Source organism: Spongiactinospora gelatinilytica, from assembly GCF_003236385.1.
GTDB lineage: Bacteria > Actinomycetota > Actinomycetes > Streptosporangiales > Streptosporangiaceae > Spongiactinospora > Spongiactinospora gelatinilytica.
In genome coordinates this window covers 1-14,403 of record NZ_POUA01000185.1, presented here as the reverse complement: position 1 = coordinate 14,403, position 14,403 = coordinate 1, and the positions used below count along the sequence as shown (strand labels likewise).

Sequence of the window (14,403 nt, the reverse complement as noted above, 5' to 3'; positions counted from 1 at the left end):
GGCTTGGGCGTCGGACGCCGCCACTCGTACCAGCGGAAGATCACATCGACCCAGTAGTTGTAGGAGCGCGGGTTCGCCCTGCGCGGGTAGGCGCTCCTGCCGTACTGGTAGACGCCCGCCTTGCCCCACGCCGAGCGCAGCGGCCCGGACTCCACCGAGGTGAACCCCGGCGTGCCCACGAAGACGCCCTGCCGGGCGTGGTAGGAGACCGTGTAGACGCGCCCGGCCTTGATCCGCACCGGCTCGGCGAAGTGCGCCTGCTGCCAGCCGGTCGCGCTCTCACCGGTGAACGTGACGCGGGCGACCCGCCGCCCGTGGGAGTCCCACAGGCTGCCGGTGTGCCCGCCGCGGTCGCCCTTGGCCTTGAAGAACCGGACGCCGAGCGCCCAGCCGTCACGGGAGGCGGTGAAGCGGGTGCCGAGTTCGACCGCGCTGCGGTCGCGGTATCTGGCCGGGACGATCTCCTGGGAGTTCCACAGGCTCGTCTCCTGCGCTTCGCGGACGGGCGCCGCCGCGCCGGCCGGGGCGACCAGTACCTGCTGCGGGCCGCGGTTGGCCAGCCACACGATGGGTACCGCCGCTCCCACCAGGAAGGCCGCCACGATCACGGCCACAACGCCGCGGCGTGTCCGCCGCCGATCGGGTAACGCGCTCTCACCGTCCATGCCAGGACTCGGGATATGCCTACCGGTCATGTCTGCGACCTCCGCGACGATTAGCCACCCGGTATGTGTCGTGCGTACCTTGCGTTGTCCAGTTTCGCCTGCGTTCCCTCGTGCCGGGTGCCATCTTTACGACTTGGATCTTCAACATGCAGCCCTTTCCCCGATTTTTCTTGCAGATCGGCATAAATCAGCACTCCGGAACGCGTGGCCGGAAGCGGCCAAACCACTGATTCGCCCGCCGCGGTACCGTCCAGATCACCTATACCGGGCGCTCCGATCCATCCACAAGGGCGGTCCACCGGATCGGTCTCGGGGGCCTTGCCATAATCACGGGATGGAAACGGCGGCGACCGACGACTGGCTTTCGGTGCCGGTGGGGGCCGGGGCGGAGCGGTGGAACACGCCGACCAGTTGACCCGGCTGGCCCGCGACTGCCCGCAGGCGCTGCCGCGCGCCGTGATCACCGGCGACCCGTGTTTCGACCGGATCGCCGCGAACGCCGTACGCCGGGACCGGCACCGCCGCGCGCTCGGCGTCGGAGACCGCAAGCTGGTCTTCGTCAGTTCGACCTGGGGGAGGCACGCCCTTCTGGCGTCCGGCGGCGGCCTGGTGACCCGGCTGCTGGCCGAACTGCCGCTGGACGAGTACGCGGTGGCACTGGCCGCCCACCCCAACGTCTGGTACGGCCATGGGGGGCTCCAGTTACGCCTGTGGCTGGCGGATGCGCGTGAGGCGGGGCTGATCCTCATCCCGCCGCACGCGGGCTGGCAGGGGGCTCTCATCGCCGCCGACGCGGTCGTGGGCGATCACGGGTCGGTGACCTTCTACGGCGCGGCGCTGGGCCGGCCGGTGCTGCTCGCCTCATCCGGGGCAGAACTGGAGGAACTGGACCCGTCCTCGCCCACCGCCGAACTGTGCCGCATGCTGCCCCGGCTGGATCGGTACCAGGGCCTGCTGCCACAGCTCGAAGCCCTCATGTCCGGACATGTCCCCGCCGCCTACGACTCCGTGACCGTCCGCAGCGTCGGCCACGGCGGCGGGGACCGCCTGCGGCGGCTCGCCTACGACCTGATGGACTTCCCGCCGCCCGGCCCCGCCGTGCCCGTGACGCCGCTGCCCGAACCCGCCGCCGAGCAGGTACGGCCGGGCGCGCTGCTCGTGACGGCGGCGGTCGAGCCGGGCGGCGTCATCGCGCTGCGCCGGTACCCGGCCGCCCCGCCCCGCGACCCGGCCGCCGACGGGCCACTCGACGCGCACCTGGTCACCTGGGCGGACGAACTCGACCGGCGGCTCCTGGAGAGCGCCGCGATCATCATGCGCGAGGGCGACGCGCCGGGCTGGGCGGACGAGGTCCTGCGCCGCCACCCCGGCTGCTTCATGACCGCCGCCATCACCGGCGAACGCACCGCCACCCTGACCCTCCGCCACGGCGAACGCCTGACGGTCACCGGTTCACCGGGCCTGGACGCCGGCCACCTGCCCTCCGCCGTCTACGCCTGGCTGGTCGCGGGCCACCCGGCGAAGGCACTGCGGGCCGGAGCCACGGTACGCCTGGGCGACCGGCACGCCGAGATCACCCTGATCGACTCCCCCGCCGGATAGCAGCCCGTCCGGTACCCACCGCCCACCGGAGGCCGCCTGGGGCGGGATCGGCTAGTGCTAGAGGTCGTGTTCTTCGCGGAGCCCGGCGGCGCGGTCGGTGTTGCCCGCCGCGAGCCAGGCCGTGATCGCCTGCCGTACGCGGGTCCGTGCGGTGTCGCGGTCGCCGGACTCCCCCGCCAGTACGGCGAGCAGCTCCCAGGCCCGGGCCTCCTCGGCCGGGACCCGCCGGTCACGCATGATCTGCGCCGCCCGCCCGGCCGCCCGGGCCGCGTCGGCGGGCCGCCCCAGGCTCCGGTAGGCCGCGCCCAGCTTGATCCCGATCTTGCCCTGTAGCAGCTCGTCACCGACCTCGGTCAGCACGGTCATCGCCCGCTCGAACGCCGCCGCGGCCTCGCCGTGCCGTCCGCCCCGGCTGTGCGCCAGCCCCAGGTGATAGGTCTGCAAGCCGACGCCGCGCGGATTGCCGATGTCCTCGTTGACGCGCAGCGCCTCGCGGAAGGCGGCCGAGGCCGCGTCGAGGTCGCCCCGCTCCAGATCCACCCGGCCCAGCGACTCCAGGACCGCCGCCTCCATCCGCCGGTTCCCCGACTCCCGGGCCGCCGCGCGGGCCAGGACCAGCTCCTCGTGCGCGCCGCCGTACTCGCCGAGTTCGAGCAGCGCGCGGGCCACCTGGTTGCGCATCCGCGCCTGCGCGGCCAGGTCGCCGCAGCGCAGCGCCGCCGCGACCCCGAGCCGGTTCGCCTCCAGCCAGTCGGCGTAGTGCTTGCGCTGGTAGTACAGCGCCCACATCGCCTCCGCCGCCTGCCAGACGAACTCGTCCCACCCGCGTGCGGCGGCCCCGCGCAGCAGCGCGAGGATGTTGGCACGCTCGGTCTCCAGCCAGTCCAGCGCGTCGCCCGGCGAGCCGAACGGCGTGCCGCCGAGCGCGAGCCGCCGCCCATGGTCGGCCAGCCGCAGCCGCGTCCCCATCACGGCCAGATCGGCCGCGGCCATCCGCCCGAGGTACCACTCCGCGACCCGCTCCAGCGCCGCGTCCCGCCCGGCGGCGGGCTCCTCGCGCTCTGCGCACCGCGCGGCGTGCAGCCGTACCAGGTCATGGAACCGGTACCGATCCCCGTCGCCCACCTCGTCCAGGAGGTTGGCGTCGAGCAGGACGTCCAGCAGGGCCGTCACGTCGCCGCCGCCGCCGTCGTCATCGATCGCGATGGCCGCGCCGAGCGGGAAGTCCGGGCCGGGCAGCAGCCCCAGCCGCCGGTAGAGCCGCGCCGCGCCCGGCGGCAGGCCGTGGTAGGCCGCCTCGAACACCGTCTCCACCACGGGCTTCCCCTCCACCGCCAGCCTGTCCAGGCGGCGGGCCGCGTCCGTCAGCTCGCCGACCACCCGCTCGATCGTCCAGGCCGGGCGCTGGACCAGCCTGGCCCCCGCCACCCGCAGCGCGATCGGCAGGCCGCCGCACAGCCGTACCAGCTCGGCCGCCGCCGCGGGGGCCGCGCGCAGACGGTCCTCGCCCAGCATGCCCGCGAGCAGCCGGGTGCCCTCGTCGGCGGAGAGCGGCGCCATCCGGATCGGCACCGCGCCGGAGAGCAGCAGCTCACCGAGGCGGCGATGGCTGGTCACCACGACCGCGCTGCCCCGCGAGGCGGGCAGCAGCGGCGTGACCTCGGCGGCGTGCTCGGCGTCGTCGATGAGCAGGAGCAGCCGCAGGCCCGCGGTCTTGGAACGGAACATCGAGGCCCGCTCCGGCAGCTCGGCCGGAATCCACTCCTCGTGAACGCCGAGCGCCCGCAGGAACCCGCCCAGTACGTCGCTCACCTCGGTCCCGCCCCGGTGGCGCAGGGCCCCGAGGTCGGCGTACAACTGGCCGTCGCCGAACCGGTCGCTGACCTGGTACGCCCAGCGGCGGGTGAACGCGCTCTTGCCGACCCCGCCGATGCCGCTGATCACCGCCACGGGCGGCGTGTCCGGCTCACCGGCCAGCAGGGCGTCGAGCGCGGCCAGCTCCGCCGTCCGGTTGACGAACCCGCGCGGCGGCGCGGGCACCTGCCGGGGCACCCGCACCGGCGGCGGCGGTGCGCCCGCCCCGATGGTCAGGCGCGCGATGTCCCTGGCCTGTACCACGCCACCGGACACCTGCCCGCCGGACAGCTCGTTGCGCACATCACCGGCCGGGCCATCGCCGCCAGTGGGGCCTTCACCGCCAATGGGGCCTTCGCCCGCCGCCTCATGGGTCGCCACGTTCCGCAAGTTTTCCTTCCCGGGTCGGCGCGGGCAAGGCGACAATCGGATCGAGCCCATTTTCCGACGTATTGAGGGACGCGATGGACCCGAGCATCATCCCCGCACTGGCCGCCGTCATCTCCGCCGTCGTCGGCGGTGCCGCCGGTGAAGCAGGCAAAAGCGCATGGACCTCCCTGACCTCCCTCGTACGGCGGCGATTCGGCAGGGAAACGGCGGCGGAGCTGGAACCTGGGGCGAATTCCACTTCCACCGAAATGGCGGAGGATTTGGTGAACCGGGCCGGGGCCGATCCCGAATTCGCGCGGGCACTGGCCGCCTGGATGTCGGAGACGTCCAGGGTCGTCCAGCAGCAGAAACACGATGTGGTCAACGTGATCGGCGGCGAGGCGCGGATCACCGGGCCGGTCGTACAGGCGGGAGACGTTTTCGGGTCGATCAATCTGGGCGGCCGGGACTGAAGCCCTCTCGCGGGCATTACTCGCAGAGATCGCCGCCGTCGGCGGCCGACCTGATCGCGAGATGATAGTCGCCGCCTCCGACCTTGCTGGTGTGCACCGCCAAGAACGCCTTCTGCCCATTGACCACCTTGGTGAGGCAGACCAGATTCATGCCGTCGTAGGGTTCGGGGGCGCGGACGACCTCCCGGCCTTCTCTGATCGCCGCCGAGCGATACAGGGCGGGCACCGCCTCGTGGGTGCCGCGCAGGGCGTAGGACTGGTCGGCATAGGCGAGATCGACCTCCGGTTTCACGATCGTGGGTTTCATGATCCGGGATCTATCTCGGCGGGCGCGTCGGTGGCCCGGACGATTCCGGCGACCAGGCGACGCAAGGCCCAGGAGTAGTCGCCCGGCGAACCCGGTGTCGCGGGGTGGGGGGTCTCGTTCAGGAGGTGGCCGAGGAGCAGGTGCCACAGGGCGCGGTAGGCGCGTGCCGCGTCGTCGTCGTCGAGCCCGGCCGCCCGCAGCAGCGCCAGGTTGTGCCCGGCCACGCTGTGCGCGCCGTCCACGACCCGGCTTCCCTCGGCTATGACCCGCGCACCCCAGGGGTGGGCGGCGAGGTACGCGTACATCGCCTCCCACTGACCCACCACCGCGTCGGCGGCGGGACCATGCTCATCGCTCTCGCCGGGCGTGGGGAAGCTGGTCGCCAGGTCTTCGGCGAGCAGGCCGAGGAGTTCGGCCCGGTCGGCGATGTGCCGGTAGAGCGACGCCTGGCCGGTACCGAGTTCACCGGCCACCCGGCGCAGGGTCAGCTCGGCGAGCCCGTCGGAGTCGGCCACCCTGCGCGCGGCGGCGACGATGAGCTGCCGGTTCAGCGGCCGGCGGTGGTATGTCACATCTTGTGTCACCGCACCCCCTGTTGCGAACGTCGTTCGCGTTAGGTTAACTTAACTGCACTGTTGCGCGAACGTCGTTCGCACAGCCCCCCGAGCCCCTGAGACTTTCACCGCAGCGCCGTCGCGTCCAGAATCCGGCACCACCCGTACGGCCATTCCTGCCGGAGATGCGAGGTATGCGATGACCAACTCCGACGAGCCCGCCCCCGGCCACCTGCCAGGCGAGCGCCCCGCCTCCGACGTGGCGCGCGCGGACGAGTCCGCGTGACGACCGCCGCCGCGCCCGCGTCCGCTCCGGCCCGTCCCACCAGCAGGCCGGCGGGCGTACTGACCGCGCTCGTGCTGGTCGTACTCTCCTACGGCCTGCCACAGACCATGGTCGTGCCCGCGATGAGCGTGCTACAGCACGACCTCGGCACCAGCCAGGCGGCGGCGTCCTGGGCGGTGCTGTCGGCGACGCTGCTGGCCAGCGCCGTCTGCACGCCGCTGGCGGGCCGGCTCGCCGACCGGTACTGCACCCGCCGCGTGCTGATCGCCTGCCTCGGCCTCTACCTGGCCGGCAACCTCGCCGCCGTCGTCGCGCCCAACGTGGGCGTGCTGATCGCCTGCCGGGCCGTTCAGGGTGTCAGCCTGGCCCTTCTCCCGCTGTCGTTCACGATCGTACGCCGCACCCTCCCGCCCAGCCGGGTGCCGTTCGGCCTCGCGCTGACCGCGGGCCTGGTCGGCGGTACGGCGGGCGCGGGCCTGCTCGTCGGCGGCGTCATCGTGGACCAGGGCTCGTGGCGCCGGCTGTTCGTGATCGGCGCGCTGCTCGTGCTCGCCGCACTGATCGCCACCGTCGCGTTCGTGCCGCCGCTGCCCGGCAGCCGGGCCGGGCGGCTCGACCTGCCGGGCGCGGTGACCCTCGCGGGCGGCCTCGTGGCGGTGCTGCTCGGGATCACCGAGGGGCCCGTCTGGGGGTGGCTCTCGCCCGCGGTCCTCGGGCTGTTCGCGGGTGGTCTGGCACTGCTGGCGGTGTTCGTACTGATCGAACGCCGGGCCCCGCACCCGGTGATCGACATCGGCCTGCTGGTCCACCGCCCGCTGCTCATCGCGCACCTCGGCGCGTTCGCGCTGGGCGCGAACCAGTTCGTCTTCTACGCGCTACTCCCCAAGATCGCCCAACTGCCCGGCGACATCGGCTTCGGGACCACGGTCACCGGCGCCGCCCTGATGCTGCTCCCCGGGACCTTCCTCATCGTCCCGGCGAGCTGGGCCGTACCTCGCCTGGAACGCCACGTCGGTCATCGCGCGCCTCTTTGGATCGGTCTAACCCTGGCCGCCTGCGGCGGCGTGCTGCTCGCCACCATGCACGACACCCTGTGGCAGGTACTGGCGTGCTACCTGGTCTGCGGCGCGGGGTACGGCTTGGCGATGGCGGCCCTGCCGACCATGGTCAACGCGGGCAGCACCCCCGAACAGAGCGGCAGCGCCAACGGCGTCAACACCGTCGCCCGAACGGTCGGCGGCGCGACCGGCAGCCAGATCGGCGCGGCCATCCTGGCCGGCACCATCCTCCCCGGCACCACCACCCCGACTTCCACCGGCTTCACCGCCGCCTTCCTCGCCGCAGCCGCCTTCACCGGCCTCGGCGCACTGATCCTCCCCCTCCTGGCCAGAACAAAGCCCTGACCCCCGCCCGGGCGTTCGTACCCGGTCGTACCGAACAAGGTGGTGAACCTCACCGGCCGCCGTCAGTCACCCCCGCGGCAACCACAGCGCTGAGAACGGGCTCACCGATTGAGCGGGGACGACCCCAGGGTGGCCAGCTGGTACGGGCGGGGTTCGACTTCGACCGCCAGAACGCGCGCGGGGTGGCGCGCGAGCGCCGCGGATCGCCCCGGGAGACGCTGGAACGGCTTCGGCAGGTGGCCCCGCGCAGGACGGGCCCGCCCGTCTCGCTGGACACCCGGCTCGTGGAGGAGATCGTCCACGGCGAGGACATCCGCCGGCCGCTGGGGCTGGCCCGCGCCTACCCGGAGGAGGCCGTGGTACGTGCGCTCCGCTTCCAGGTACGCACCCCCGCCTCCTACGGCGGCGGCAAGGAGCCGGCCGCCCGGGTACGGCTGACCGCCGCGGACGCGAACCTGTCCATCGGGACCGGCCCGGAGGTGACCGGTAAAGCGGTCGCCCTGCTGCTCGCGGTCTCCGGTCGGCGGGCGGCGCTGGCCGACCTCGCCGGCCCCGGGGTCGCCGAACTGGAGCAGGCCCTCTGAGCCGGTGGGCTATTTCAGGCGCGCGTAGACGATGATGTTGTCGGTGTAGTGGCCACTGCCCCGGTCGAAGCCGCCGCCGCAGGTCACCAGGCGCAGGCCGGCGTGGTCCAGCGGGCCGTACACCCGCTGGGCCGGAAACCGGCGCTTGGCCACCTGTTCCACCGACTGCACCGTGAAGGCGGCGACCGAGCCGTCCGCGCGGGTCACCGAGATGGCGTCGCCGGGGCGCAGCCGCCCGAGTTCGTAGAAGACGCCCTTGCGGCCTCCGCCGTCCACGTGCCCGAGGATCACGGCGGCGCCGCGTTCGCCGGGCGTGTAGCCGCGTGCGTACCAGCCGGCCTGCTCGGGCCGGTCCACCGGCGGCACCTGCACGGTGCCGTCGGCGTTGAGGCCGAGCCGGGAGAGCCGCACGCGCACACCGATCCGCGGCACGTCCAGGCGGCGCGGTTCGGAGCGAAGCAGTACCGGCCTGGCCGTGACGGGCGGCTGCGCACGGGCGCTGTCCGGGGACGGTACCGGTGGGGTCGCGCCGGACAGCAGCGCGCCGCCGCCCAGCAGCGCCGCGCCGGTCACGGTGAGGGCGGCGGCCACCAGGCCGAGGGCCCGGCGTCCGCCGCCCTTCGCACCCGGCATCTCAGGCCGAGGTGTGCTTACGGCGGTGCAGTACCAGCAGGCCCGTCCCGGCCCCCGCCGCGAGCAGGACCCCGCCGACCGGGCCGAGCACGTTCCCGCCCGGACCGCCGCCGGTCTCCGGAGCGCCCTCGGGCACCGGGCGGGGTTCGGCCTCGCGGGGCTTGTCACCGGGCCCCTCGTCGACGGGCGACGGCACGGGGCTGGGCGTGGCCGCCGCCAGGGCCGGTCCGCCGACGGTCAGCAGGGCGGCGGCGAGCCCGGCCACGGCCAGGACGTCTCGCGTCTTACCAGCGAATCGCACAGATCCTCCTAGGTGTCGGTGAGCGGCCCCGATCCTGACAGCGCGACATCAGCTGGCCATGAGCGAAATGTCATGAGCCTGTAATGAATGCCGGGCAACGCCGGAAACGTCCTGATCAAGCTGGATACTTGGACGGTGGCCAGAGTGATGCTGATCGAAGATGATCCGTCCGTCAGGGAAGGATTGCGCCTCTCGCTCAGCCGCCACGGCCACCAGGTGGACGCCGCCGGTACCGGCGAGGAAGGGCTGCGCCGCCTCCAGGCCGCGCCCACCGACATCGTGGTGCTCGACCTGATGCTCCCCGGCCTGGACGGCTTCGAGGTGTGCCGCCGCATCCGCGCGGGCGGCCCCACGCCCATCGTCATGCTCACGGCCCGCGGCGACGACCTCGACGTCGTCAGCGGCCTGGAGGCGGGCGCGGACGACTACGTCGTCAAGCCGGTACGCCCGCGCGTGCTGGAGGCGCGCATCCGCGCGGTACTTCGCCGCGGCGGCCCGCCCGCCCCGGCCGGCGCGGGTCCGGAGGTCCACGGTGACCTGGCGATCGACCGCGGCTCGCTGACCGTCGCCAAGGCCGGCGTCCGGCTCACCCTCCCGCCGCTGGAACTGCGGCTGCTGCTGGAACTGTCGGCCGCGCCCGGCCAGGTGTTCAGCCGCCAGCAGCTCCTGGAGTCGGTCTGGGACCTGGACTTCCTCGGTGACTCCCGGCTGGTGGACGCCTGTGTGCAACGGCTGCGCACGAAGATCGAGGACGTCCCGTCCAAACCCCGGTACATCCAGACCGCCCGTGGGTTCGGCTACCGCTTCGGGCCTTTGTGAGGCCGAGCGGGGGGTTCCGGCTCGCGGTACGCGGGCTGCGGGCCCGGCTGGTGGTCGTGTTCGTCCTGCTCGCCGGGCTGGCCGCGGTCACCGCTGCGGGCCTGGTCTACCGCCAGGCGCGCGATCTCATGCTGGCGCGTACCGAGTCATCGCTGGTGAACGAGTTCCGGCTGCGCGTCGCGACCCTCACCGAGAACATGCGGCACCCGCCCGACCGCGCCACCCTGCAACGGCTCGCCAACGGCGTGGCCCCCGCGTTCCTGTCGGCCACCGGCGCCGCCGTCTACCGCGACTCGGGGCTGATCGCCTCCGGCGACCGTACCGGCCCGATCACGCCCGCGCTGCGCCAGGGCCTCGCCACCCGGCAGCGCCTGCTCTACCAGCGCGTCATCTCCGGCGGCACCCCCTACCTCGTCGTGGGCACGCCCGTGCTGCTCGGCAGCCGCCGCACCCCCTCCGAGGTGCAGGTCTACCTGGTGACCCCGCTCGACCCCGAGGCGGCCGACCAGGACGCGCTGCTCGCCGCCGCCCGGAACGGCGTGCTGCCGGTACTGGCGCTGGCCGTGGTGCTCGCGCTGCTGGCGGCCAGGGGCGTACTGCGCCCGGTACGCGACCTGGACCGCGCGGCGCGCAGGCTCGGCGCGGGCGAGCTGGACACCCGGCTGAAGGTCGGCGGCGGCGACGAGCTGGCGCGGCTGGTGACGACCTTCAACGCCACGGCCGCCGCGCTGGAGGCCAACGTGTCCGAACTCCGCGAGATGGAGGTCAGGGCGCGCCGGTTCGTCGCCGACGTGTCGCACGAACTGCGCACGCCGCTCGCCTCCATCCTGGCGATGGCGGAGATGTTCGAGGAGGAGGCCGGGCGCCTCGAAGGCGACCTGGCCGGCGCCGCCGGGCTGCTGAACCTGGAGGTGGGCAGGCTGGTCCGGCTCGTGGAGGACCTGATGGAGATCTCCCGGTTCGACGCCGGGGCGGCGCGGCTGGTCCTGAACGACGTCGATGTGGCCGACGCGATCCGCGCCTGCCTGCGCACCCGCGGCTGGTACGGGCGCGCCGAACTGGACCTGCCCGCGGACGTGCGGATCCGGATGGACCCCCGCAGGTTCGACGTGATCGTGGCGAACCTCGTCGGCAACGCGCTGCGGCACGGCGCTCCCCCGGTCACCGTACGGCTGAGCGGCGGCGACCCCGTCGTCATCGAGGTCCGCGACGCCGGGGACGGGGTGGACCCGGACCTGCTCCCGCACGTCTTCGACCGGTTCTCCAAGGCCGACACGGCCCGGGTGCGATCGGACGGCAGCGGGCTCGGCCTGGCCATCGCCCTGGAGAACGCGCGCCTGCACGGCGGTTCGATCGACGTCGCCAACCCGCCCGGCGACGGCGCGCTGTTCACCCTCACCCTGCCCGCCGGCGGGCCGCGATGAAGGCGGCCCTGGTCGCGGCGTTCGTGCTCACGCTGATGACCGGTTGCGGGATCAGGCCGACCGGCGTACTCGACGGCGGCGAGCCCGCCGTCGGATTCCAGCCCACCACCCGGCTCTACTTCGTGTCGGGGGCCCGGCTGGTGGCGGTGAGCCGTCCGCTGCCGTCGCCGTCCCTCCAGGAGGCGCTGGACCTGCTGGTGGCCGGTCCCACGGCCGCCGAACGACGACGCGGGCTGCGTACCGGACTCGGCCCCGAGCAGGACGCGGTCGGCAAGGCCACCTCGGACGCGGCGAAAGTCCACATCTCCCTCCAGGACCGGATCCCCGTCCCCGTTCCCGCGCCCTCGGAGGGGCCGCCCACCGACCAGTCGCAGGATCTGTGGCTGGGGCAACTCACCTGCACAGCGGCGGCGGCCCTGGCCGCGCGCTCGGACATCGACCCCGACGCGGTGACGGTCACCGTCCAGCGCGGCAAGGGCGGAAGGCTCGGGTCGTTCCGGTGTTCGGAATTCGCGCGCGCGCCGGAGTAACGCCTGGTCCATGCGGGTAATGCGCGGAATGCGTGAGATATCGTCGGCCGATGTGACAGCACCTGACATCACCGTCGCCACCCCGGCAGATCGTGGCCGGGTCGTCGACTCGCTGGTCGCCGCGTTCGCCGACGATCCCGTCCTGCGGTATCTGTTCCCGGACCGGGCCGCCTACCCCCGGTACGCCGCCGCCTTCTTCGGCGACCTCTTCGACAAACGGGTACACAAGCAGACGATCTGGACGATCGGGCACGGCGACTCGGTCGCCATGTGGGACGGACCCGCGGTCGAGACCGGCTCCCCCGACGGGGGCCTGTCCGCCGGCTACCCCGCCGACGTGCTGGCCCGCGTCAACGCCTACGACGACGCGGTACGCGCCGCGCTGCCGGCCGCGCCGTTCTGGTACCTGGGCGTCCTCGGCACCCACCCGGACTGCGCCGGCCGCCGCTGGGGCCGCGCGGTCATGCGGGCCGGCCTGCGCCGGGCCGCCGCGGACGGCCTGCCCGCGGTACTGGAGACCAGCAAGCCGGGCAACGTCGAGGTGTACCGGCGGGCGGGCTGGGAGATCGTACGCGAGGTGACCGAACCGCTGCACATCTGGATCATGCAACAGCCGGCGCCGTGACCGTCTGCCGGGCGACAGTGAGCAGGACTGCGGAGTCCTCGATCGCGTCGAGGGCGTGCCGCAGGGGCGGTATGGCGACCAGGTCGCCCGCGCCCCCTTCCCAGGACTCCGCGCCCGCGCTCAGCCGTACCCGCCCCGCCAGGACCTGCAAGGTCGCCTCGCCCGGACTGTCGTGCTCGCCCAGGCCGCGCCCGGCGGCCAGCGCCAGCAGCGTCTGACGCAGCCCGTGACCGGCGTGGACCGTCCGCGCGGCCCGGCCGGCGGCGGCTTCCCGGGCCGTGGCCAGCAGTTCGGCGGCCAGGTCCGGCAAAGACCGCGACTCCATCAGGCATCTCCTCCGGTCAGGTGCGCCACGCACACGTCGGCCGTGACGAACGGGTCCAGCCGATCGACGGTTTCCGCCGCGCCCCAGGCGTCCATCGCGCCCTGCATCAGCCCGAGGTGGAGGGGGCAGACGATCTGCGGCCGGTCCGCGGCGAGTTCGAGGAAGGGGCAGTTGCGCAGCTCGATGCGCGGCGGGCCGCCCCCTTGACCGGCCTGACCGGCCTGCCCGGGCGCGAAACCGAGGTCGTCGAGCAACGCGACCAGCCGTTGGACGTGGGTACGGCCGGTGGGGTCGGGCGCGCCGCCGTACCTGCGGCCCCAGGCCCGCCCGGCCTCGACCGCGCGGCCCCGCGCGTCCGGCTCGGCGCCGAGCGTGTCGGCCAGCACCTCGGCGAGCATCCGGTAGTGCCGCGGCCCCGCCGGGTCCATGCCGCGGACCGCCCGGAACAACTGCGGCGGCCGTCCGGCGGTGCGGTGGGCCGGTACGGCCCGCTCGACCTGGCCGTTTTCCAGCAGTCTGTCCAGATGGAACCGGACCGTGTTGGGATGCGCCCCGAGCCGATCGGCGATGTCCGTGATCGGCAACGGCCCCGGCGCGGCTTTGAGCACACGCAACACCTCGGCCCGCCGCCCTGGTTCCGCTCCGCCCGACCGAGGCACCCGATCAACCTCCCTGCGGCGGCAGCCCCGCCACCAGCGGCGTGTCCACCTCCACCGGACCGAGCTTGCCGGCGCCCCCGGGCGACCCGAGCGGCGCGTCCCGCCCCGGCAGGGTGAGGGCGAAGAAGGCGGCGTTGTCGGGCGCGTACGGTCGTAGCGCCCTGGGCAGATCGTCTTCGTAGTAGATCGCCTCGACCGGGCACACCGGTTCGCACGCGCCACAGTCGACGCACTCGTCGGGCTGAATGTACAGGCTCCGGGCGCCTTCGTAGATGCAGTCGACCGGACATTCCGCCACACACGCGCGGTCCAGCTCGTCGACACACGGCTCAGCGATCACGTACGTCATGCCCTAGAGTTTACACAATCTTTTGTTGTATAAACTATCGACCTGGAGATACGCCGATGTCCCCGCATCAAGAAGCCGAACTCGACGTACGGCCGCTGCGCAAGCCGGACAAGCACCCCACGATCTTCGCCACCTACCGCGCCCTGCCCGTCGGCGGCTCGTTCGTACTGGTCAACGACCACGACCCGAAGCACCTGCGGGAGGAGTTCGAGACCGACCACCCCGGCGGCTTCCAATGGGACTACCTCACCCGCGAGCCGCGGAACTGGCGGATCCAGATCACCAAACTCGCCACCACGGCGCTGCCCCGAATCCTCACCGACACCCGGCTGCCGGCGGGCGACCCCGACGCGACCGGCGCCGTCTGGAAACTCCAGGTCCACGAACGCGACCTGGACTCCAACATCATCGCCCTGCCCCCGGGCGGCACCATCGAGGCCCACTCCGGCCCGCCCCTCGACGTCCTCATCCACGTCCTGGCCGGTAGTGGGCACCTGGCCACTGAACTGGGCGTACTTGACCTCGAACCCGGCGTACTGCTCTGGCTCCCCCGCCGCTCCCACCGCCGGTTCACCGCGGGCCCGGACGGCCTGCGCTACCTCACCGTCCACCAACGCCGCCAGGCCCTCCCCATCGAACCC

Annotated in this window: 18 protein-coding genes; 9 read left to right on the top strand and 9 right to left on the bottom strand. The window is 73.2% G+C overall.

The window, feature by feature from the left end; all coding sequences use genetic code 11:
• The coding region (locus C1I98_RS22280; protein ID WP_158558142.1) for a DUF4082 domain-containing protein at nucleotides 1–665 on the bottom strand (665 nt) is incomplete at its 3' end.
• Nucleotides 666–1,058: 393 nt separating this feature from the next.
• On the opposite strand from C1I98_RS22280, the gene C1I98_RS22275 reads away from it, so the two are divergent.
• Nucleotides 1,059–2,267, top strand: coding sequence for a CDP-glycerol glycerophosphotransferase family protein (locus C1I98_RS22275; RefSeq protein WP_111169374.1), 1,209 nt, complete (start codon nucleotides 1,059–1,061; stop codon nucleotides 2,265–2,267).
• Nucleotides 2,268–2,324: 57 nt separating this feature from the next.
• On the opposite strand, the gene C1I98_RS22270 is transcribed toward C1I98_RS22275, so the two are convergent.
• Nucleotides 2,325–4,502 (bottom strand): tetratricopeptide repeat protein, encoded by a 2,178-nt coding sequence (locus C1I98_RS22270; protein WP_158558141.1) that lies wholly within the window; start codon nucleotides 4,500–4,502, stop codon nucleotides 2,325–2,327.
• 83 nt (nucleotides 4,503–4,585) lie between these two features.
• Between C1I98_RS22270 and C1I98_RS22265 the strand changes: the two genes are divergently transcribed.
• Nucleotides 4,586–4,963, top strand: a complete 378-nt coding sequence (locus C1I98_RS22265; RefSeq protein ID WP_111169372.1) for a hypothetical protein — start codon at nucleotides 4,586–4,588, stop codon at nucleotides 4,961–4,963.
• Between the two features lie 16 nt (nucleotides 4,964–4,979).
• On the opposite strand, the gene C1I98_RS22260 is transcribed toward C1I98_RS22265, so the two are convergent.
• Nucleotides 4,980–5,270 carry a hypothetical protein gene (locus C1I98_RS22260; RefSeq protein WP_111169371.1) on the bottom strand — a complete coding sequence of 97 codons (291 nt, stop codon included), beginning with the start codon at nucleotides 5,268–5,270 and terminating at the stop codon, nucleotides 4,980–4,982.
• Nucleotides 5,267–5,842, bottom strand: coding sequence for a TetR/AcrR family transcriptional regulator (locus C1I98_RS22255; RefSeq protein WP_199537126.1), 576 nt, complete (start codon nucleotides 5,840–5,842; stop codon nucleotides 5,267–5,269). The genes C1I98_RS22260 and C1I98_RS22255 overlap by 4 nt, the downstream gene beginning before the upstream one ends.
• A 264-nt stretch (nucleotides 5,843–6,106) precedes the next feature.
• Between C1I98_RS22255 and C1I98_RS22250 the strand changes: the two genes are divergently transcribed.
• The gene (locus C1I98_RS22250) at nucleotides 6,107–7,513 is read left to right on the top strand and encodes an MFS transporter (protein WP_111169369.1); all 1,407 of its coding nucleotides are present in this window, start codon (nucleotides 6,107–6,109) and stop codon (nucleotides 7,511–7,513) included.
• A gap of 182 nt (nucleotides 7,514–7,695) precedes the next feature.
• Nucleotides 7,696–8,097, top strand: coding sequence for a maleylpyruvate isomerase family mycothiol-dependent enzyme (locus tag C1I98_RS22245; RefSeq protein WP_199537125.1), 402 nt, complete (start codon nucleotides 7,696–7,698; stop codon nucleotides 8,095–8,097).
• A 9-nt stretch (nucleotides 8,098–8,106) separates the two neighbouring features.
• Here the strand turns inward: C1I98_RS22245 and C1I98_RS22240 are convergent, their stop codons facing one another.
• Nucleotides 8,107–8,730, bottom strand: a complete 624-nt coding sequence (locus C1I98_RS22240; protein WP_111169368.1) for a class F sortase — start codon at nucleotides 8,728–8,730, stop codon at nucleotides 8,107–8,109.
• Nucleotide 8,731: 1 nt separating this feature from the next.
• Nucleotides 8,732–9,031 (bottom strand): hypothetical protein, encoded by a 300-nt coding sequence (locus C1I98_RS22235; protein WP_146607564.1) that lies wholly within the window; start codon nucleotides 9,029–9,031, stop codon nucleotides 8,732–8,734.
• A gap of 135 nt (nucleotides 9,032–9,166) precedes the next feature.
• On the opposite strand from C1I98_RS22235, the gene C1I98_RS22230 reads away from it, so the two are divergent.
• Genes C1I98_RS22230 through C1I98_RS22215 form a run of 4 tightly spaced genes read left to right on the top strand, consistent with a single transcriptional unit; the run spans nucleotide 9,167 to nucleotide 12,429 of the window.
• Nucleotides 9,167–9,850 (top strand): response regulator transcription factor, encoded by a 684-nt coding sequence (locus tag C1I98_RS22230; protein ID WP_111169375.1) that lies wholly within the window; start codon nucleotides 9,167–9,169, stop codon nucleotides 9,848–9,850.
• Nucleotides 9,847–11,274: an ATP-binding protein gene (locus C1I98_RS22225; RefSeq protein ID WP_199537124.1), complete on the top strand. Its 1,428-nt coding sequence runs from the start codon at nucleotides 9,847–9,849 to the stop codon at nucleotides 11,272–11,274. The genes C1I98_RS22230 and C1I98_RS22225 overlap by 4 nt, the downstream gene beginning before the upstream one ends.
• A complete protein-coding gene (locus C1I98_RS22220; protein WP_111169365.1) occupies nucleotides 11,271–11,804 on the top strand; it encodes a hypothetical protein in 534 nt (177 codons plus the stop codon). Before C1I98_RS22225 ends, C1I98_RS22220 begins: the two co-directional genes overlap by 4 nt.
• Before the next feature lie 52 nt (nucleotides 11,805–11,856).
• On the top strand, nucleotides 11,857–12,429 hold the full coding sequence (locus tag C1I98_RS22215) for a GNAT family N-acetyltransferase (protein ID WP_199537123.1): 573 nt from the start codon (nucleotides 11,857–11,859) through the stop codon (nucleotides 12,427–12,429).
• On the opposite strand, the gene C1I98_RS22210 is transcribed toward C1I98_RS22215, so the two are convergent.
• From C1I98_RS22210 to fdxA, 3 genes are read right to left on the bottom strand one after another with little or no spacing between them, the layout of a single operon-like run.
• Nucleotides 12,407–12,754, bottom strand: coding sequence for a cupin domain-containing protein (locus C1I98_RS22210; RefSeq protein ID WP_111169363.1), 348 nt, complete (start codon nucleotides 12,752–12,754; stop codon nucleotides 12,407–12,409). The two genes, C1I98_RS22215 and C1I98_RS22210, sit on opposite strands and share 23 nt — an antisense overlap.
• On the bottom strand, nucleotides 12,754–13,413 hold the full coding sequence (locus C1I98_RS22205; protein WP_267898062.1) for a helix-turn-helix transcriptional regulator: 660 nt from the start codon (nucleotides 13,411–13,413) through the stop codon (nucleotides 12,754–12,756). Before C1I98_RS22205 ends, C1I98_RS22210 begins: the two co-directional genes overlap by 1 nt.
• A gap of 4 nt (nucleotides 13,414–13,417) precedes the next feature.
• Nucleotides 13,418–13,762, bottom strand: coding sequence for a ferredoxin (fdxA, locus tag C1I98_RS22200; protein ID WP_111169361.1), 345 nt, complete (start codon nucleotides 13,760–13,762; stop codon nucleotides 13,418–13,420).
• Between the two features lie 56 nt (nucleotides 13,763–13,818).
• Here fdxA and C1I98_RS22195 point away from each other — a divergent pair.
• On the top strand, nucleotides 13,819–14,403 hold a 585-nt coding region (locus C1I98_RS22195; RefSeq protein WP_111169360.1), incomplete at its 3' end, for a DUF2249 domain-containing protein.